Origin of the sequence: Pseudomonas parakoreensis, from assembly GCF_021602155.1 — a bacterium.
GTDB lineage: Bacteria > Pseudomonadota > Gammaproteobacteria > Pseudomonadales > Pseudomonadaceae > Aquipseudomonas > Aquipseudomonas parakoreensis.
In genome coordinates, this window is record NZ_BQHY01000004.1 from 323,437 (window position 1) to 344,424 (window position 20,988).

General features: G+C 59.1%; 15 protein-coding genes. 12 read left to right on the forward strand and 3 right to left on the reverse strand.

What is annotated here, in order from left to right:
- Nucleotides 1-187: 187 nt before the first annotated feature.
- Both L6D63_RS08330 and L6D63_RS08335 read right to left on the reverse strand, forming a co-directional pair.
- Nucleotides 188-1,420, reverse strand: coding sequence for a M20/M25/M40 family metallo-hydrolase (locus tag L6D63_RS08330; RefSeq protein ID WP_047293390.1), 1,233 nt, complete (start codon nt 1,418-1,420; stop codon nt 188-190).
- Between the two features lie 142 nt (nt 1,421-1,562).
- Complete coding sequence (locus tag L6D63_RS08335; RefSeq protein ID WP_131671255.1) at nt 1,563-2,636, reverse strand: diguanylate cyclase; 1,074 nt, start codon at nt 2,634-2,636, stop codon at nt 1,563-1,565.
- 172 nt (nt 2,637-2,808) lie between these two features.
- Between L6D63_RS08335 and L6D63_RS08340 the strand changes: the two genes are divergently transcribed.
- The 6 genes from L6D63_RS08340 to hglS all read left to right on the forward strand — a co-directional run bounded on the left by L6D63_RS08340 (nt 2,809) and on the right by hglS (nt 10,640).
- Complete coding sequence (locus L6D63_RS08340; protein ID WP_131671254.1) at nt 2,809-4,260, forward strand: flavin-containing monooxygenase; 1,452 nt, start codon at nt 2,809-2,811, stop codon at nt 4,258-4,260.
- Between the two features lie 21 nt (nt 4,261-4,281).
- Nucleotides 4,282-5,208: an alpha/beta fold hydrolase gene (locus tag L6D63_RS08345; RefSeq protein WP_047293385.1), complete on the forward strand. Its 927-nt coding sequence runs from the start codon at nt 4,282-4,284 to the stop codon at nt 5,206-5,208.
- Nucleotides 5,209-5,400: 192 nt separating this feature from the next.
- Nucleotides 5,401-6,900, forward strand: coding sequence for a glycolate oxidase subunit GlcD (glcD, locus tag L6D63_RS08350; RefSeq protein ID WP_047293384.1), 1,500 nt, complete (start codon nt 5,401-5,403; stop codon nt 6,898-6,900).
- Entirely contained in the window at nt 6,900-7,949 is a 1,050-nt protein-coding gene (gene glcE / locus L6D63_RS08355) for a glycolate oxidase subunit GlcE (protein WP_131671253.1), read from the forward strand. Before glcD ends, glcE begins: the two co-directional genes overlap by 1 nt.
- A gap of 2 nt (nt 7,950-7,951) precedes the next feature.
- On the forward strand, nt 7,952-9,172 hold the full coding sequence (gene glcF / locus L6D63_RS08360) for a glycolate oxidase subunit GlcF (protein ID WP_047293382.1): 1,221 nt from the start codon (nt 7,952-7,954) through the stop codon (nt 9,170-9,172).
- Nucleotides 9,173-9,260: 88 nt separating this feature from the next.
- Nucleotides 9,261-10,640 carry a 2-oxoadipate dioxygenase/decarboxylase HglS gene (gene hglS, locus L6D63_RS08365; RefSeq protein WP_131671252.1) on the forward strand — a complete coding sequence of 460 codons (1,380 nt, stop codon included), beginning with the start codon at nt 9,261-9,263 and terminating at the stop codon, nt 10,638-10,640.
- Nucleotides 10,641-10,735: 95 nt separating this feature from the next.
- Here the strand turns inward: hglS and L6D63_RS08370 are convergent, their stop codons facing one another.
- Nucleotides 10,736-11,413, reverse strand: coding sequence for a type 1 glutamine amidotransferase domain-containing protein (locus L6D63_RS08370; protein ID WP_047293379.1), 678 nt, complete (start codon nt 11,411-11,413; stop codon nt 10,736-10,738).
- Nucleotides 11,414-11,819: 406 nt separating this feature from the next.
- Between L6D63_RS08370 and L6D63_RS08375 the strand changes: the two genes are divergently transcribed.
- From L6D63_RS08375 to L6D63_RS08400, 6 genes are all read left to right on the forward strand, one after another.
- Nucleotides 11,820-12,335, forward strand: a complete 516-nt coding sequence (locus L6D63_RS08375) for an Hcp family type VI secretion system effector (protein ID WP_003226246.1) — start codon at nt 11,820-11,822, stop codon at nt 12,333-12,335.
- A 131-nt stretch (nt 12,336-12,466) separates the two neighbouring features.
- Nucleotides 12,467-14,509, forward strand: coding sequence for a type VI secretion system Vgr family protein (locus L6D63_RS08380; RefSeq protein WP_131671251.1), 2,043 nt, complete (start codon nt 12,467-12,469; stop codon nt 14,507-14,509).
- Nucleotides 14,499-15,236, forward strand: coding sequence for a DUF4123 domain-containing protein (locus tag L6D63_RS08385; RefSeq protein ID WP_131671250.1), 738 nt, complete (start codon nt 14,499-14,501; stop codon nt 15,234-15,236). Before L6D63_RS08380 ends, L6D63_RS08385 begins: the two co-directional genes overlap by 11 nt.
- Nucleotides 15,236-19,906, forward strand: coding sequence for a polymorphic toxin type 47 domain-containing protein (locus L6D63_RS08390; protein ID WP_131671249.1), 4,671 nt, complete (start codon nt 15,236-15,238; stop codon nt 19,904-19,906). The genes L6D63_RS08385 and L6D63_RS08390 overlap by 1 nt, the downstream gene beginning before the upstream one ends.
- The gene (locus L6D63_RS08395) at nt 19,903-20,304 is read left to right on the forward strand and encodes a hypothetical protein (protein ID WP_131671248.1); all 402 of its coding nucleotides are present in this window, start codon (nt 19,903-19,905) and stop codon (nt 20,302-20,304) included. Before L6D63_RS08390 ends, L6D63_RS08395 begins: the two co-directional genes overlap by 4 nt.
- Before the next feature lie 182 nt (nt 20,305-20,486).
- Complete coding sequence (locus tag L6D63_RS08400) at nt 20,487-20,873, forward strand: hypothetical protein (RefSeq protein ID WP_131671247.1); 387 nt, start codon at nt 20,487-20,489, stop codon at nt 20,871-20,873.
- Nucleotides 20,874-20,988 lie beyond the last annotated feature (115 nt).

The following is a 20,988-nucleotide window of genomic DNA, read 5'->3' on the forward strand; positions in this document are numbered from 1 at the left end:
CTGCCAGTAAAAGCAGTGGATCAGGCTATATGGATGTTGATTGTGCTCACGCCATCGCGAGCAGGCTCGCTCCCACATTTGATCGGTGTCGAACACAGATACTGCGTCCACTGAAGTTCTACTGTGGGAGCTGGCTTGCCAGCGATGGGGCCGGTCGCCTCAGCACTGAACAATGTTCAGACTGTGACTATTTGGCCAATTCCATGATCATCCGCGACAACAGATAAATCCGCGGCGCCACGCTCGCCACTTCAGCGTACTCCTCCGGCGTATGAATATTGCCGCCGACAATACCGAAACCGTCCAGCGTCGGTGTGCCCACGCCGGCTGACAGGCTGGCATCCGCTGCACCACCACTGCCCTCTTCGGTCAGCTTGCGGCCGATCTCGCCGTAAATCCCTTGGGCCATCGCCATCAAGCGATCCGACTCCGCCGTTTGCGGCATCGGCGGCAAGCCGCGTTTGAGGCTGGTGGTGACTTCGGTTTCCGCGATCAGCTTGTCCTGCGAGACCCGCGCCAGGTCTTTCTCGATCCGGTCGAACTCTTCCGGCACGGCCGCGCGCACGTCAGCCTTGGCGGTGGCGTGATCGGGAATCACGTTGGTGCGGTCGCCGGCCTGGAGCACAGTGAAGTTGATCGTGGTTTTCTTCGCTTCGTCGCCGAGTTTGCCCAGTTGCAGAATCTGGTGCGCCGCTTCCATCGCTGCGTTGCGTCCCAGCTCCGGCGCGACGCCCGCATGCGCAGCCTTGCCCTTGACCTCGACCAGCGCCGTTGCGCTGCCTTTGCGCCACACCACCAGACCATCGGCCGGACGCCCCGGTTCGAGGTTGAGCGTCACGTCGTGGGCCTTGGCGGTTTTCTTGATCAGGTCGGTGGCGACGTCCGAGCCGGTTTCTTCGCTGGCATCGAGCAGGAAGGTGATTTGCGCGTAATCCTTGAAGTCGAGGTTCTTCAGGATCTTCAGCGCGTAGATCCCGGCGACGATGCCACCCTTGTCGTCCATCACCCCCGGCCCGTAGGCGCGGCCGTCCTTGATATGGAACGGGCGCTCGGCGGCGGAGCCTTCCTTGAACACCGTGTCCATGTGCGCCATCAAGAGGATTTTCGCCTTGCCGGTGCCTTTGAAAGTGGCCAGCACGTGGTTGGTTTTTTCCGGGGTGTTGGGCACCAGCTCGATGGTGGCGCCGAGTTTTTTCAGCTCGTCGATGGCGATCTCGCTGACATGTTTGAGGCCCGGTTCATAGCCGGAACCGGAGTCGATGTTGACCAGCCGCTCCAGCAGTTTCAGGGCTTCAGGCTGATACTGCTCGGCATCGGCCAGCACTTGCTTGTGCGGTTCGGCGAAGGCACCGGCAGCGCTGAAGGCGAGAGACAGGCCGAGGCTGGCGGCCAGCAGGGAGCGGGGAAATGAGAACGTCATGAATCGATCCTTGTTTCGCGTCGGGGGATTCAAACCGTACCTGACATCAACGCAAGGCTCTATAGCGGATGCGACACCGGAGCCGCCGACACCGAACACTTCCAGGAGCGAGCCGGCTCGCACAGGTGAATGTGGTGAGCAGTCAGACCGAATCGAGCAGTTCCTGTTTCGGCAGGTCGTCACTGTTGCAAATCACCCGATTGCGCCCGGTCGCCTTGGCCTCGTACAGCGCCTGATCCGCATCATTGAGCCAGCGGGTCGCGTCGCCATGCGCCGGATCATAAGCCGCCAGACCGATGCTCAGGCTGACCTTGAGCGCCGGGTTCTGCTCGTAACCCAGCGTGGCGAAACGTTCGCGCAAGGCTTCCATCGCCTGCGCCGCATTGAACAGCGGCAGGTCGGGCAGAATCACGCAGAACTCATCGCCGCCGTAGCGACCGGCGATATCCGCAGCGCGCAGGTTCTGCTTGAGCATTTTGCTCAACTGGCGCAGGACGATGTCACCCGCCACATGCCCATACGTGTCATTGATCGACTTGAAGTGGTCGATATCGATCAACGCAATCGCCGCGCCCTGTTGCTGTCGACGGCAACGTTGAAAAGCGATGTCCAGTTGATCCTTCCAGGCGCCGTGGTTGAGCAGACCGGTCAGGCTGTCGGTGCGACTCAGGGCCAGCAGTTCACGCTTGTGCAGGCCCAGCGTGTAGGCCTGGCGAAAGCAGATCCAGCCCAGCGCCAACGGGTACAGCATCAGCAATGGCAGGCAGGCATACAGCTGTAAAGGTGAGGTGGGCGGGATGAACGCCGGGGCGAACACCACCAGGCCGACGCCGATTCCAAGGACCTGCGCCGCCAGGCCCGCCGCGAGAAAACGCACGCCACCGATGGCGACGTTATTCATCGCCATCATCGAAACGGTAGTGGCACTGGGCAACGGATTGAACTGCATGGCGGCGACCCAGAAGCCGCCCGTAAACGCGTCGATCAACAGATTGCGGTGTTCAGCATGGTAGGGAACGCTGGAGCGACGGGCCCATTGAAACGCCAGATGCGGCCAGACCAGGCCATTGAACAGCATCAGTGCCCAGACCCACGGCGACGGGTCAAGCGGGTACATCGCCACGCTCACGCACAACAACCCCAGCACCAGGCCGAGGGTTCGCGATGTATAAAGCCTCCTGGCCAGTGAAAGTCCCTTTCCCCCCTTGTTTCGCATAAGGGCCTCGACCACTCAACGGAACCTGCGCACACCGTCAGACCGATGTGCTGGGAGTCTATCAGCCAGCCGCTAAATAGCCATCACCGCCCAGCCGCCCGCTCCCACTCGGCGAATTTTTAGCTATACCTGAAAGGATGAAAACGGTGAAACGACTATAAAAAGGAGACCCATGCGGACCTACCAGGTGTTGATCATCGGCAGCGGATTTGGCGGCCAATGTGCGGCGGTCAATTTGCTCAAGGCCGGCATTGACGATTTTCGCCTGCTGGAACGAAGGACGTTCTTCGGCGGCACCTGGTGCCAGAACACCTATCCCGGCGCAGCGGTGGATGTGCCCTCACCGCTGTACTCGCTGTCCTTCGCGCCGTACCGCTGGACGCAGATGTTTGCCACCCAACCTGAACTGCACCGATACACCGAACACGTCATCGAACGCTTCGGCCTGCGCGAACGCGTGGAACTGCAAACCAACGTCGAACGCATCGAATGGGATGACGCCGCCAGGCAGTGGGCGGTGCACACCAACAAGGGGATGTTCTGCGCGCAGTTCGTGATCAACGCCTCCGGACCGTTGAGCCAACCGGTGATCCCACCCTTCCCCGGCCAGGATCGCTTTCAGGGCAAGACTTTTCATACAAACAATTGGGATCACAGCTACGACTACCGCGGTAAACGCGTGGCCATCGTCGGCAGCGGCGCCAGTGCCGCGCAGGTCATTCCGGCGATTGCCCCCGAGGTCGCACAACTGCATGTATTCCAGCGCACACCACATTGGGTGCTGCCGCGCGCCGATCGCCGGTTCGGGCCTTTGCAGCGCTGGCTGCTGGGAGTGAAACCGGCCTACAAGCTGCTGCGCTGGCTGCTTTACTGGCAATTCGAAACACGGGTCATCGCCTTCAAATATTCGAAACCGGCGATTCACCTGGTCCAGCGCCAGGCCCTGCGTTTTCTCAAGCAACAGGTGCCGGACCCGCTGTTGCGCGAAAAACTCACCCCGGACTTCATCATCGGCTGCAAGCGCATCCTGCTTTCCAGCACCTATTACCCGGCGCTGACCCGACCCAACGTCACCCTGCACAGCCGCGAGCAAGGCATCGCCGCGCTCGATGAAACCGGCATCGTCACCCAGGATGGCCAACACATCGAGGTCGACCTGATTGTCTGGTCGACCGGCTACGACGCCACCGACGGCGTGGTCTCTTATCCGGTGACCGGCAAGCACGGCGTGCAACTCAAGGACGTCTGGGCGCAGTACCCGCGCGCGTACCTGGGCACCAGCCTGCCGGACTTTCCCAACCTGTTCATCGTCACCGGGCCCAACACCGGCATCGGGCATACCTCGGCGCTGTTCATCATCGAGGCGCAGATGAACTACATCCTCGACTGTATCCACACCCTGCAGGCAAAAGGACTGCGCAGCATCGAAGTGCGCCCCGACGCGGAACGTACCTACACTGCAATGATCCACCGTGAGATGGAGCGCACGGTATGGAAGTCCGGCGGCTGTCACAGTTGGTATCAAAGCAAGAGCGGTCATGTGATCGCGATATTTCCGGGCTTCAGTTTCAGCTACTACCGGTTGACCCGGGCGCTGGAACCGGCTGACCACATTCTGTCCTGAACACGTAAAAGGAAGACGTCGATGCTTGTGCTGTTTGTCGCTCTCGCGGTTTTCGTGGCCTGGAGCTGGTTGAGTTATCCGGCGATCGGCCATTGGCTGTATGACCTGAGCACGGCGCTCGAGGCCAGGATGTACAAGTTGCACAAGATCGAAGTGCCGATTGCCGAAATGACGGTCTCGACCTGGCAAGGTGGGCCCTATGAAGCCGCCAGCGCGATCCTGATGCTGCACGGCTACAGCGCCGAGAAAAACCTCTGGCTGCGCTTCGCCAGGCACTTTGTCCGCCAGTACCGGGTGATCATTCCGGACATCGCCGGCCACGGTGAAACCGGCTTCAAGGCCGGTGGCGGCTATGACATTGCGCTGCAGGCCAAGCGCATGATCCAGCTGCTCGACGTGTGCGGTGTGGAGAAAGTCCACGTGATCGGCAACTCGATGGGCGGCTACATCGCAGCGTGGCTGGCGGCAACCTACCCGGACCGGATTGCCTCACTGGCACTGATCGACCCGGCCGGCGTCACCGCACCGCAGGCCAGCGACATGGAACGCCATCTGGCCCGTGGACATAACCCGTTCCTGATCAACTCCCGGGAAGAATTCCGCCAGTTTTATGCGATGACCATGGCCTCGCCACCGTGGGTACCCGGGCTGGTGCTGGACGCCATCGCCCAACGTTACCAACGCCAGCGTGATGAGTTGGAAGAGATCTTCCGCGACTTTCGCGCCAGCCCGCCGATGGAACCGAAACTGGCCGAAATCAAATGCCCGGCGCTGCTGTTGTGGGGGCGCAAGGACCGTTTGATCGACGTCAGCAGCGTGCCGGTGTGGAGCAAGGGCATCGCCAATCTGCGGGTCGAAGTGTGGGACGGTGTCGGGCACATGCCGATGGTCGAACAACCGGGGAATACTGCGCGGTTGTATCGGGAGTTTCTGGGCAGTCAGCGATGAATCCCACAACTATCCTTGTAGTGAGGGGATTTATTGTGGTGAGGGGATTCATCCCCGATGGGTTGCAGAGCAGCCCCGGTTCCAGCACCAAGCTGAATCAGACACACCGCATGTTCTGGGTTGGGCTGCTGCGCAGCCAGTCGGGGATAAATCCCCTCACCACAGGTAATCCCGTCCGCCAATGGAATTGGAATGAACATTCTCTACGACGAACGCCTCGACGGCCCGCTGCCGGAAGTGAACAAGGCTGAGCTGCTGAAAACCCTGCAGCACGCCCTCCCGGATCTCGACCTTCTGTGGCGCGAAGACGAACTCAAGCCGTACGAATGCGATGGCCTGTCGGCCTATCGCACCACGCCGATGCTGGTGGCGCTGCCCCGGCGACTCGATCAGGTACAAACCCTGCTCAGACTCTGCCATCAACACCATGTGCCGGTGGTGGCCCGTGGCGCCGGCACCGGGTTGTCGGGCGGCGCGCTGCCGCTGGAAAGCGGCCTGTTGCTGGTGATGGCGCGGTTCAACAACATCCTGCACATCGACCCGGCGGCTCGCACCGCACGGGTTCAACCCGGGGTGCGCAACCTGGCGATATCCCAGGCGGCGGCGCCGTTCGGCCTGTATTACGCGCCGGATCCGTCGTCGCAGATTGCCTGCTCGATCGGCGGCAACGTCGCGGAAAATGCCGGTGGCGTGCATTGCCTCAAGTACGGTCTGACCGTACACAACCTGCTGAAGATCGAAGTGCTGACCATCGAAGGCGAACGTCTGACGCTGGGCAGCGAGGCCCTCGATGCGCCGGGCTTCGATTTGCTGGCGCTGTTCACCGGCTCCGAAGGTTTGCTCGGGATCATCACCGAAGTCACGGTCAAACTGCTGCCCAGACCGCAGGTCGCCAAGGTGCTGCTGGGCAGCTTCGATTCGGTAGAAAAGGCTGGCCGCGCGGTGGCCGACATCATCGCTGCGGGGATTATTCCCGGTGGCCTGGAGATGATGGACAACCTGGCGATCCGCGCCGCCGAAGACTTCATTCACGCCGGTTACCCGGTCGCTGCCGAAGCGATTCTGCTGTGCGAACTCGATGGTGTCGAAGCCGATGTCCACGACGATTGCCTGCGGGTGCGCGAGGTCATGCTGCAGGCCGGCGCCAGCGAGGTGCGTCAGGCCCGCGATGAAGCCGAGCGCGTGCGCTTCTGGGCCGGTCGCAAAAACGCCTTTCCGGCGATCGGCCGCTTGTCCCCGGACTACTACTGCATGGACGGCACCATCCCGCGTCGCGAATTGCCCGGCGTGCTGCAAGGCATCGCGCGCCTCGGCGCCGAATACGGCTTGCGCGTGGCCAATGTGTTCCATGCCGGTGATGGCAACATGCACCCGCTGATCCTGTTCGACGCCAACCAGCCCGGTGAACTGCAGCGCGCGGAGGCGTTAGGCGGGAAAATTCTCGAATTGTGCGTGCACGTCGGCGGCAGCATCACGGGTGAACACGGCGTCGGTCGCGAGAAAATCAATCAGATGTGTGCGCAATTCAACAGCGCAGAGCTGACCCTGTTCCACGCCGTCAAAACCGCGTTCGACCCGCAAGGCCTGCTCAACCCCGGCAAGAACATCCCGACTCTGCACCGTTGCGCGGAATTCGGTGCGATGCACATTCATGCCGGACAATTGCCATTCCCCGAACTGGAGCGCTTCTGATGGCTGACGTCGACGCCAGCGGCGCCCTGCTGGATCAGGTCAATCAGGCCCGGGCCAACGCCACGCCGCTGAAAATCCAGGGTGGCAACAGCAAGGCGTTTCTGGGGCGCGAGGTGGCCGGCGAAGTGCTCGACACCCGCGCGCACTGCGGCATCGTGCGCTATGAACCGACCGAGCTGGTGGTCAGCGTGCGCGCCGGTACGCCGCTGCGCGAGTTGCTCGCGGCGCTCGACGCTGCCGGGCAGATGCTGCCGTGCGAACCGCCGGCCTTCGGTGACAGTGCCACCGTCGGCGGGATGATCGCCAGCGGACTGTCCGGGCCACGGCGGCCATGGTCAGGTTCGGTGCGCGACTTCGTCCTCGGTACCCGGGTCATCACAGGCCTTGGCGAGCACCTGCGGTTCGGTGGCGAGGTCATGAAAAACGTTGCCGGCTACGAACTGTCGCGCTTGTTGACTGGCAGTTTCGGCTGTCTCGGCGTGCTCACCGAGGTCTCGCTGAAAGTCCTGCCGAAACCGCGTCAATGCCTGAGCATCCGCCTCGATATCGACTGCACCCGAGCGCTGACCAGGCTGGCAGAATGGGGCCAGCAACCGTTGCCGATCAGCGGCGCCTGCCATGACGGGCAAAGCCTGTACCTGCGCCTGGAGGGCGGCGAAGGCTCGGTGACCGCTGCGCATCAACGACTCGGCGGCGAGCCGCTGGACTCGGTGTTCTGGCGCGATTTGAACGAGCAACGCCTGAGCTTTTTCGACGAGGGTCTGCCGCTGTGGCGCCTGTCGCTGCCGAACAATCTCGGGCCGCAAGACTTGCCCGGTCAGCAGTTGATCGACTGGGCCGGCGCGCAACGCTGGCTGAAGTCCGATCACGAGCACGTTCAGATTCTCGCCCAGGAACTCGGCGGCCATGCCACCTGCTTCACCCATGGCGCCAGCGACACACCGTTCCAGCCGCTGCCGCGCACGCTGATGCGTTATCACCGACAACTCAAGGCACAACTCGACCCGCAAGGGCTGTTCAACCCCGGCCGGATGTACGCGGAGTTCTAGCCATGCAGACCACCCTCAGCGAACAATCCCGACAACTGCCGCGCGCGGCCGAGGCGGAAAAGATTCTGCGCACCTGCGTGCATTGCGGTTTTTGCAACGCCACCTGCCCGACCTATCAGTTGCTCGGTGATGAGCTCGATGGGCCACGCGGACGCATCTATCTGATCAAGCAAGTGCTCGAAGGAGCGCCGGCCACCGAGCAGACTCAGTTGCATCTGGATCGCTGCCTGTCCTGCCGCAATTGCGAAACCACCTGCCCCTCTGGTGTTGACTATCACAACCTGTTGGATATCGGTCGGGCGGTGGTCGATCAGGCCGTGCCCCGCCCTGCCGCCCAGCGCTTGTTGCGCGAGGGCTTGCGTGCACTGGCGCCGAATCCGGGCGTATTCAAGGGACTGCTGCGCCTGGGTACAACATTCCGGCCCTTGTTGCCGCGAATGTTGGAAAGCAAATTGCCGCAGCGCTCGCCCGTAACCGGCTCACGCCCCGCCCCACGCCATGCGCGGCGGGTGTTGCTGCTCGAAGGCTGCGTGCAACCGGGCCTGTCGCCGAACACCAATGATGCGACGGCGCGGGTGCTCGATCGACTAGGGATCAGCGTCACGCCGGTGGCCGAGGCCGGTTGCTGCGGCGCGCTGGACTATCACCTCGACGCCCAGGCCAAGGGCCTCGACCGCGCGCGGCAAAACATCGACGCGTGGTGGCCACAGCTGGAAAACGGCGCGGAAGCCATCGTGCAGACGGCCAGCGGTTGCGGCGCGTTCATCAAGGATTACGGGCATCTGCTGGCGCAGGATCCGCGCTACGCCGACAAGGCGCGGCAGATCAGTGAGCGAACGCTGGATCTGGTGCAACTGCTCGCTCAGGAACCTCTGGAGCAAGTGTGCGCCGCCCGCCAGCGGCGGATCGCCGTGCATTGCCCCTGCACCCTGCAACATGCGCTGAAACTCGGCGGCGCAGTCGAAGCGCTCTTGACCCGCCTCGGGTTCAATCTCACACCCGTGCCGGACGGTCACCTGTGTTGCGGTTCGGCCGGCACTTATTCGCTGACGCAGCCGACCCTCGCCCGGCAATTGCGCGATAACCGCCTCAATGCGCTGGAAAGCGGGCGCCCGGAGCTGATCGTCACGTCCAACGTCGGCTGCCAGAATCATCTGGCCGGCGCCGGACGCACGCAGGTTTTGCACTGGATCGAACTGGTGGATCAGTCGTTGGCAGAATGAAGTTCGTAGGATTCTTCGTTTGCCGCCGTCGGCGAAGGCTGCGATCTTTTCCTCCATCCTTTACGTGACCGTGGCAGGAATTTTTTTCATGACCGTGCAGCCTTTCGTCAGCCCAGACCTGATCCGCCAACGCTTCTCCAAAGCGATGTCCGACATGTACCGCGAAGAAGTGCCGTTGTACGGCGCGCTGATGGAATTGGTGGAACAGACCAACCGTGAAGTGCTGGCCGCTCAGCCAGACCTCGCACGGCAGCTCGACAGCACCGGTGAAATCGAGCGCCTGGACATGGAGCGACACGGCGCGATCCGCGTCGGCACCGGCAAAGAGCTCGCGACCCTCGCGCGCCTGTTCGCGGTGATGGGCATGCAACCGGTGGGCTACTACGACCTGACCCCGGCGGGTGTGCCGGTGCACTCCACGGCGTTTCGCGCGGTGCATGAAGCGGCGCTGCAGATCAGCCCGTTTCGGGTGTTCACCTCATTACTGCGCCTTGAGTTGATCGAAGATCCCGAGTTGCGCGGTTTTGCCGAATCGGTGTTGAACCGGCGTTCGATCTTTACCCCTGCGGCATTGCATCTGATCGAGCGGGCGGAGTCCGTCGGCGGGCTGAATGAGGATGAAGCCAGGGAATTCGTCCTGCAGGCACTGGAAACCTTTCGCTGGCATCACAGCGCCACCGTCACCGCTGCGCAGTACCAGACCCTCAGCGCCCAGCACCGTCTGATCGCCGATGTGGTGGCGTTCAAAGGCCCGCACATCAATCACCTGACCCCACGCACCCTGGACATCGATATCGTCCAGACGCAGATGCCGGTGCACGGCATCACCCCGAAAGCGGTGATCGAAGGCCCGCCACGCCGCAAGTGCCCGATCCTGTTGCGCCAGACCAGTTTCAAAGCGCTGGACGAGCCGATCGCTTTCACCGATCAGCACGAGACTCGCGGTAGCCACAGCGCGCGTTTCGGCGAAATCGAACAACGCGGTGCGGCGCTGACACCCAAAGGCCGGGCGCTGTATGACCGCTTGTTGAACGCCGCGCGCGATGAACTGGGCGACTTTCCCAACGAAGGCAACGCCGCACGTTACAACACGCTGATGACCCAACACTTTGGCGAATTTCCTGACAGCGTCGACGGCATGCGTGAACAGGAGCTGGCGTATTTTCGCTATTTCCCCACGGAAAAAGGCTTGGCAGCGGGCAGCCTCAAATCGACATCGCTGGAGGATTTGCTCCGCGAAGGCCATGTGAAAGCTGAACCGTTGGTGTACGAAGATTTTCTGCCAGTGAGTGCGGCGGGGATTTTTCAGTCGAACCTTGGGGATGCTGCGCAGACACACTATGGCGAACACTCGAACCGCCAGGCATTCGAACAAGCGCTGGGGCGTGCAACCATTGATGAATTGGGGTTGTATGCCGAGACGCAGCGGCGCTCGATTGAGGAGTGTCTGGCAGCGCTTTCGCGCTGAAAGATCAAAAGATCGCAGCCTGCGGCAGCTCCTACAGATGGAATGTGTTTCCCCCTGTAGGAGCTGCCGCAGGCTGCGATCTTTTGCTTTTGCTATTAGCGCAACCGTGACAACAACGCGAAAGCCGTCTCCTCCGACGACGCCGGATTCTGCCCCGTCAGCAACAATCCATCTTCACGGGTGTAGCTCGACCAGTCCGCGCCCTTGGAGAAAATCCCGCCCTTGGCCTTGAGCTCATCCTCTACCAGAAACGGCACCACGTCCGTCAGCCCTACCGCCTCCTCTTCACTGTTGGTAAAGCCTGTCACCTGCTTACCCTTGACCAATGGCTGACCGTCCGCACCTTTGACATGGCGCAGCACTCCGGGCGCATGACACACCGCCGCCACCGGTTTGCCACTGTTGTAAAACGCTTCGATCAGCGCAATCGAATGGCGGTCTTCAGCCAGGTCCCACAACGGGCCGTGGCCGCCGGGATAGAACACGGCATCGAAATCCGCAGCCTTTACCGTGTCCAGCTTGACTGTCGACGACAATGCCGACTGGGCGGCAGAATCCTTGCGAAAGCGCTCGGTTGCGGCGGTCTGCGCATCGGGCTCGTCACTTTTCGGGTCCAGCGGTGGCTGGCCCCCCTTGGGCGAGGTCAGCGTCAGTTGCGCGCCGGCATCCTTGAACACGTAATACGGCGCGGCGAATTCTTCCAGCCAGAAGCCGGTTTTCTTGCCGGTATCACCCAGTTGATCGTGGGACGTTAAAACCATCAGGATTTTCATGTCGTTCTCACTCGCGGTGGGGAATGTTCAGACGCCTGCGGCGCAGTCGTGAGTGATTGACCGTCGCGCTGGGTGGATCGTTTCAAACGCTCGACGCTGGCACTTGGCCTTACTGCGCAACTTCTTGCGCACTTGTCCGGCAAAAAACGTGACTTGTCGCGCTACAGCCCTTGATCGGAGAGGCTTACAGCCAAGTGCGCAACTTCTTGCGCAGTACTGCGCAAGAAGTTGCGCACTTTCCATCTCGATTCAATGAAAACATCGGCAAAACCGCAGGCTACAGCCGCTTCACCCCCGGCTGCCGGGGCCTTCGACAAACCTGGCACGCTCCTTGATAACAGTCAGGCACCCACCGGGCGATTTCGCCTCCCGGGCACCCTAAATTTATCCGCAAGGAGAGCACCCCATGGCAACACCAGCGTACATGTCGGTTACCGGCGAAAAACAAGGCCTGATCACTGCCGGCGCTTTCACCGCCGACTCCGTTGGCAACACCTACCAGGAAGGCCACGAAGACCAGGTCATGGTTCAGGCTTTCAGCCACGACGTGATCATCCCGCGTGACCCACAATCCGGTCAGCCAACCGGTCAGCGCGTTCACAAGCCAGTGATCATCACCAAGGTCTACGACAAGGCTTCGCCTCTGCTGCAAGCTGCTCTGACCTCCGGCGAGCGCATGAGCGAAATCGTTATCCAGTGGTACCGTACTTCTGCTCAAGGTACTCAAGAGCACTACTACACCACCAAACTGGAAGACGCGATCATCGTCGCCATCAACAACAAAATGCACAACTGCCAGGATCCAGGCAACTCGCACTTCACCCACCTGGAAGAAGTGCAGTTCACCTACCGCAAAATCACCTGGACCCACGAAGTATCCGGTACTTCGGGTTCCGATGACTGGCGTGCTCCAGTCGTTTAATTACGGCTGATCGTTACAAGCATCGACCAGCCCTGCTGGTCGATGTTGTTTACGCCCCTCCAGAATTTCGCGTGCGTTGAACCGCCTGGCGGTAGTCGACGAACGCCGCTGTACAGCACGAGGAACAAGGGATGTTCGCGCCGGCCAATGAAACCCACTTTGCCCTGACCATCGAAGGGCTCTCCGCCGATTTTCAGGTATTCACCCTGACCGGCCGGGAAGCCATCAGCCAGCCTTTTGTGTTCGAGGTGGAGCTGGTCAGTGAGCAGCCGTCGCTGGACCTCGAAACCCTGCTGCACAAACCGGCCTTTCTGCAGCTGTCGCCCGATGGCAGCGGCATCCACGGCCAGATCTACCGCGCCGCGCAAGGTGACTCGGGCAAGCGCCTGACGCGCTATTCGGTAACCCTGCGCCCGCAACTGTCGTACCTGGCGCATCGCGTCAACCAACGCATCTTTCAGAACCTCACGGTGCCGAAAATCATCGGCATGGTTCTCGAAGAACACGGCATCCAGAGCAACGCCTACGAATTCAAGACCGGTTCGATCTATCCCGAGCGCATCTACTGCGTGCAATACGATGAATCGGACCTGCACTTCATCCAGCGCCTGTGCGAGGAAGAAGGTATCCACTACCACTTCCAGCACAGCGCCACGGCGCACAAGCTGGTGTTCGGTGATGACCAGACGGTGTTCCCGAAACTCCAGCCTGTGGCCTACCAGCAAGACTCCGGCATGGTCGCCAGCAATCCGGTGATCAAACGTTTCGACCTGCGCTTGGAAACCCGCACCAGCCGCACCACGCGCCGCGATTACGACTTCGAAAAACCGCGCCTGACGCTGGAAAGCGAGAACCGTGGCGATGCCCTGCCCGACCTCGAAGACTACGACTACCCGGGCCGGTTCATCGACCGCGAGCGCGGCAAACACCTGGCCAAACGTGCCCTCGAACGCCATCGCAGCGACTTTCAGCTCGCCGAAGGCAAGAGTGATCAGCCGTTGCTGGTCAGCGGCCATTTCCTCGCCCTGACCGAGCACCCGAAAGCCAAGTGGAATGACCTGTGGCTGCTGACCGAAGTGCTGCACGAAGGCAAACAGCCGCAAGTGCTCGAAGAGTCGGTGACCAGCGACACCACCGCGCTGAAAGACGATTTCCATCAGGGCTATCGCAACCGCTTCCAGGCGACCCCGTGGGACGTGCCGAACCGCCCGCCCCTACGCCACCCGAAACCGCGCATCCTCGGCAGCCAGAGCGCCGTGGTCACCGGCCCCAAAGGTGAAGAGATTCACTGCGACGAGTACGGCCGGGTCAAAGTCCAGTTCCACTGGGACCGCGAAGGCCAGGCCGACGACAAGACCAGTTGCTGGCTGCGCGTCTCCAGCGCCTGGGCCGGCGCCCAGTACGGCGGCATCGCCATCCCGCGCATCGGCATGGAAGTGCTGGTCACCTTCCTTGAAGGTGACCCCGATCAACCGCTGATCAGCGGCTGCCTGTACCACAAGGAAAACACCGTCCCGTATGAGCTGCCGGCAAACAAGACCCGCAGCACCTTCAAGACCCTGAGTTCCATGGGCGGTGGCGGCTACAACGAACTGCGCATCGAAGACAAGAAAGGTCAGGAGCAGATCTTCCTCCACGCCCAGCGCGACTGGGATGAGAACATCGAGCACGACCAGAAGATCCGCGTCGGCAACGAACGCCACGACACTGTCGAGCAGAACAGCTACACGGAATTCAAGGCCGAAGAACACCACACCGTCTACGAAGACCGCAAAGTCGAAGCCCGCGCCAACGACCACCTGACCGTGGGCGTCAACCAGCACATCAAGATCGGCACCGGCCAGTTCATTGATGCAGGCCAGGAAATCCACCTCAGCAGCGGCATGAAAGTGGTGATGGAGGCCGGCGCAGAACTGACCCTGGTCGGCGGCGGCAGCTTCATCAAGATCGACGCCGGCGGCGTGACCCTGAGCGGCCCAACGATCAACATCAACTCCGGCGGCAGCCCCGGCAGCGGCACTGGCGCCGCCCCGCTGATGCCCGGCGTGCTGAAACAGGCCGACGCCGACAAAGCCGGCCAGGTCCTGACCCCGGCCCAGATCAACACCCTCAAACGCAACGCGCCGTTCTGCGAAGAATGCGAAAAATGCAAGGCAGGTGCCTGTGCCATCTGATCGACTGACACCCGAGGACTGGCTGGCGCAACAGCCGCTGCAGAGCGGTGAACGCCTGTACCTGATCATCAGCGCAGCGAGCGATGCCGACGCGCTGAAAACCCTGTACCTGACCGAACCCACCGCCCAGCTCCTGCCAATCTGGGGCGGCACGCCCTACTCCACCTGGCAACCGGTGATGCCCTACGTCACCGAACTCAAACCGAACTCGGCATTCCTGCCGTGGATCGCCGAAACCGACGCCCTCGACTGGGGCTGGCTGGCCGTCTCACGCGCCGAACCGAACGAGGTGTTCGAGCACCTGCGCAGCCTGACACAGGTGAAGATGCCGGACGGGACTGAGGTTTTTTTCCGCTTCTGGGATGGGCGGCATATTTACCCGATTCTGCATGGGCTTGGGGAGAAGGCTGGGGAAGTACTGCCGGTGTTTGAACGGTATCTGATTAACGGGCAGACGCTGGAGGTTGGGACGCGGGTGTTGCCGAAGGTGAAGGATTGGCCGTGGTGGGAGGTGCCGAAGGAGTTGTTGGATGGATTAGCCAAGGAGAACCCGACGACACTGATCAGCAACCTGATGCAGTGGCTGGAAGAAGACCGCCCGGATGTTTACAACGCTTGGCCTGAGAACAACCTGAAGCTGAAAGTCAGCCGTTTCGTGCGCCGCCCGGATGCGCCGAAAAACCTTAAAGAAGCACTGTTAAACCACCTGATTCTGGAGCAAGGCTGATGATCGCAAAGGAACGCATTGCCTTCGTTGACAACCAACTGAAGAACTTCAAAAACAGCCTGACGATTTACCAGAAGCAAACCCATTCCTGGTATGCAAGTCTGGCTGATGAAGTCAGCCATAAAACCAATAAACCCTCCCTGTTGGGAATGGAGCGAATTCTCAAAGCAGGCGGATCATCGACTGCGGTAAGCATGACTGATGACAATTTCAGTGTTGTGGCTCAATGCCCATTGAAAGGTCCTTTGCTAATCGAGAGCAAGTTCGAATCGCTTTACGACATTCCTCTGGGCGATATCGAAGTTGAGGTCGTTGCAGTGGATGGCGGCGCTATCCACAAAGTCAAACTCGATGCTAAAGGTAAAGGTAGTTGGTCAGGTGGTGTGCCGGGAAAAAATTACATCATCCGCGTTCACAACGAAGTGACACCTGCGCAGATCGATACGCTGTTCGACTCATACAAGGGACTTAACAGCGAACTCGAAGGTTTTCTGCGCAACAAATGGACGGGGCCTGGGGGATATCGGCAGCAATGGTCGAGCCTTTCTCTTTCAGGTACGGTCATGGCCGTCGGTAGCGGCATCCTTGACGGTGGATGGGAGGCAATTAAAGGCGTTTGGGATGGAATCAAACTTGTCCTCGATATCCTTCAGGATCCTGGCAAATTTGGAAAAAAATTAGGCGAAGGTGCGCAAGAGCTAATTGATGTAGCAAAAACCGCCCCTGATGTCATGAAAAAAGCCATGCTTTTAGCCAGTGACGAAGCAGCGCTTTTTCTCATGATGCACACTGCGATTATCTGGCTGGCCAGCTTGCCACCGATGAAAACCGCAGGCGATGCCGCAAAGATGACTACAGCGGCTGTCGTGGGTATTGCCATCGACATCGTCATTTCCATCGTTTTGACAGTGGCAGCCGAAGGCACGGGGCTGATTTATCTCGTCGCACGAATCAAGAAATACGGAGAAATCGTCCTTAAAGCCGTTGTTAATTTTGTTAAGTCAATCTTTGAAATTATTAAAGGCTTCATGGCATACGTTACCAAGTATGTTCCAGTGGCCGCGCGCGGTATTGGAAGGCAAGTTAAACAAGGCGTAGTGCAAGTTCGATTCGATGGTAAGACAAACGCTCGCCTAGGTACTGGGGCGCACGGGGACGATGCTTCAAGACAAGCCACGACGCCCGCCAACAAAAGCGCGGAGCCCGTGTCTTGCACACGAGTCGACAAATGCCCGGTTTCGATGGTTACCGGTGAAGAGTTGCTGACGCTGACCGATGGTCAACTGGATGGTCTGCTGCCGTTTGAGTGGACCCGCCTGTACAGAACCAGTGCAGTGGAAATCGATTGTGGCCTGGGTTATGGCTGGAGCCATGCGCTGGCGCATCGCCTCGAGATCAGTGACGACGAAGTCATCTGGACCGACCACGAAAACCGCGCAACGCCCTTCCCTCTCCCAACAGAAAAACGTCCAGCAATCACCAACACTCTCTCACGAGCCGCCATTTTTCTCGGTGACGATCCCGCCGAACTGGTTCTGGCACAGGCAGGTAAACGCCCATCGTTCTACCACTTCCGCTTCAACAGCAAAGGCGCCACCCTGATCGCCATCAGCGACAGCTATGGCAATCGGCTGCACGTCACGCGCGATATCCACGGTCGAATCAAGCGCCTCGATAACGGTGCCGGTCGCGCCCTGTTGCTGCGCTATGACCGCAAACACATTATCGCTGTGGACTATCAACAGTTCCTGCCGGCGGACAACCTGGAAGATACCTGGAACACCGTTCAAACGCTGGTGACGTACAGCTATGACGCACAGCACCGTCTGATCGAAGCGAAGAACGCGGCCGGCGAAGCCGAGCGCTATCGCTACAACGAACAGCACGTGATTCTGGAGCGGCAACTGGCGGGCGGCGCGGCCTTCTATTGGGAGTGGGAGAACGAAGGCAAACTGTCTCGCTGCATCCGTCACTGGGCCAACTTCTCGCAGATGGAAGCGCATTACGCCTGGGATGACAAAGGCAGCGTAACGGTAACCAACGCCGATGGCAGCGAAGAGGTCTACACCCACGACGACCAGGCGCGACTGATCAGCAAGGTCGACCCGGACGGCGCCGAACATCTGAAGGCCTACAACGACAAAGGTCAGTTGATCGCGGAAAAGGATCCTTTGGGTGCCGTCACCGAATACCGGTACGACGACAACGGACTGATGACTGCCGTCATCCCGCCGGAAGACGAAGCGACCACGTATGAATACATCAATGGTTTCGTCAGCGATGTTCATCGCGGCAAAGCCAGCTGGAAGTACCAACGCAACCGTCAGGGCGACATCACCCAGCAAATCGACCCGAACGGCAATGCCACGCTATACAGCTACGACGCCCAAGGTCGCTTGCTGGAGATCCGCCACCCCGACGGCAGCCGCCATCAACTCGGCTGGAACAACCTCGGGCAGTTACTGGAAGAACGCCTGCCGGACGGCGGTCAGCGCAAGTATCGCTACGACGCACTGGGTCGGCAGATCACCCGTCAGGAAGAATCCGGCGCCATCACCCACTACCAATGGGATGCGGCCAACCGCCTGGCACAAGTCACGCTGCCGGGCGGCGCAACACGTGCCTTCACCTACAACGCCTATGGCAACGTCACCGCCGAACGCGACGAACTCGGTCGCGTTACGCGATATGAGTATGCGGACAACCTGCACCTGGTCAGCCGCCGCATCAATCCGGACGGCAGCCAACTGCGCTACCGCTACGACAACTCGCGTCTGTTGCTCACCGACATCGAAAACGAGCGCGGCGAACATTACCATCTCGATTACTACTCGAACGGCCTGATCCAACAGGAAACCGGCTTCGACGGTCGCCGCACGGCCTACGAATACGACCTCAACGGCCAGTTGCTGAAGAAAACCGAATTCGGTGATGACGGCAGCGAACTCGTTACCGAGTATCAACGCGACGCCGCTGGCCGTCTGCTGGTAAAAACCCTCGCCGATGGCGAGGAGATTCACTACAGTTACGACGCCCTCGGCCGCCTAGTAAACGTCGACGACGGTCACTGGCCGCTCGCCTACAAGTACGACCTGCAAGACCGCCTCATCGAGGAACACCAAGGCTGGGGCACCCTGCGCTACGAGTACGACAGCGTCGGCCAGCTGAGCCATTGTCGCCTACCCGATGGCAGCACACTCGACTACCATCACCTGTCCGGCGGACGCCTGAGCAGCATCGACCTCAACGGCTCCCGCCTGACCAGCCACCAGTTCAGCGCCGGTCGCGAACAGCAACGCCAACAAGGTCTGCTGCTCAGCCAATACCAGTACGACGAACAGGGCCGCCTGCAAGCGCATACAGTCGGCCAGCGAGACAAGAACCTGTTCCAGCGCCGCTACAACTACGACGCCAACGGCAACCTCGCCGGCATCGACGATAGCCGTAAAGGCAATCGCAGCTACCATTACGATCCACTTGATCGGCTCATTAGCGTACGCGGCACGACACCGGAAAGCTTCGCCCACGATCCGGCGGGCAACCTGCTGGGCCAGAACAACGAAGGCACAGCCAACCTCTCCAACGTCAAAGGCAACCGCCTGCTGATGCAAGGTGACCGCCATTACGACTACGATGCCTACGGCAACCTGATCCGCGAACGCCGTGGTACCGGCCAGAAACTCGTCACCGAATACCGCTACGACTGCCAGCACCGCCTAATCGGCGTAAGCCTGCCGGGCGGCAGTACCGCATCCTACAAATACGACGCCTTCGGCCGACGCATCGAAAAAACCGTCGACGGTCACACCACGGAATTCCTGTGGCAAGGCGAACGTCTGATCGCTGAAAGCGCCGAAAACCGCTACCGCAGCTACATCTATGAGCCCGGTAGCTTCCGTCCATTGGCGATGCTCGATGGCGAAGGCCCGCGCAAAGCCACGCCGTTTTACTACCAACTCGATCATCTGGGCACACCGCAGGAACTCACCGACTACAGTGGCGAGATCATGTGGTCCGCGAAGTACCGCGCCTACGGCAACCTCGCCGCGCTGGACGTCAGCGAGATCGATAATCCGCTGCGCTTCCAGGGTCAGTATTTCGACGCCGAGACGGGGTTACATTACAACCGGCACCGCTACTACAATCCGGGCACTGGGCGGTTTTTGACGCCGGATCCGATCAAGCTTGCGGGCGGGTTGAACAACTATCAGTACGTGCCTAACCCTACGGGGTGGGTGGATCCTCTAGGCTTGGCCAGTGGTCCAACAAATTGCCCACAACCGGTTCCAGGTGGGACATGGAAATTCAATTCAGAGGTTGACCTCGACTGGAGACATACGCCAGGAACGTCGTATCAGCAGATGCATAAAGGATTAGACGAGGCATTTACTCGAACTGGCGTACCAAAAAATGAATTTACAGTTACCAAGTGGGGTAAAGACCAATACGGAAAATCTTATCCTACGGAATGGCGCGTACTAGAGGGCAAAAATAAGGGTGCAGAGGTGAACATCGATGATCCTCGTCTCGTTCCATCCACCGACGGTCCTGCAGACCCTCATGTCGGGTATCAAACGCCTGGCAAACGGGGTACAGGTGGGGCTGTTAGAGGACATATTTTGTTAGAATCCGTGCCTGTATCACGCGCGAGAATTGGAGACCCTCAATGAACTACCTAGAAAAAGAAATAGACTCAACATTGGCAGAGCAGTCCTTAGCGCATGAGAAACTATGCGACGATGAACTATCTAAATTAATCACCAGGCTAACAACATTATTTTTTTTCCCTGAAACAAAGGGTCTCGACCCTTACCACTTGAAGAACACTCAAAAAAAACACGATCCAGAATTCTGGAAAAAAGTCGACAGGCTCCAAAATTTTGAAAAACCGTTCCTAATAGTTCAAGACAGTAAGATTCATGCTTGGAAGCTAGAAACCTCTGCAGATCTTAAAATGCTATTTTCCGAAACGACTGGGTTTCCATTCTGGATAGCCGACAACAATTTAAAAGTCCTAATCTATATGGATGATCATGACTGCGTTCATACCAGTGATTGCACCCAGTAAATACACCCAACGTCAGGTTACTGGCCAACCGGAAGGGAACAGATTTATCTTCCGGCTTGCCCCCATTTTTCGACCTGAAAATATGAGCCCAACTGTCAGGGTGATATCACCCAACTAGATCTGATAAATATGTAATGAATATCGACAACACTGTAATACGAGCACTACCAGAAATAAAATAAATGGTTATTACGATAGCAAGCATAGTTAAAAGCACGCACAATAAAATACTTGTCGAATATTCAACGCCCTATGGAAAAGGCTTGTCAGTATGTAAAGACTCACCCCCTAAAGCAAATAAAAAACTTGATATCGAAATCAATATAGATGATGAGTTCATTTGGGGTGAAAACTTGATTCCCTCCACAAAAAACGCACCTTCTATATCCTTCAATCTAGGATTCACATACATCACAGGAGAGTTAATCGCTATTGAGGACGACGGTTGCGGTGTATTAAAAATTGGGGATGCGATAATATTAATTTCTATTGAGCAAAAAAAAATTATCCTGCCCATATTCGTAGATATTATTGCAAAAGAAATATCCATCCACCCAACCAACATATGAGCAAGCGGAAAAACACCAAAAGCCTTCATCTAATATTACCCCACCCTTTGAATCCCTACTCTAGGTTAACGTGATTAAAGCGAACCAATTAAAGAGGAAATATTTATTTTGCAGC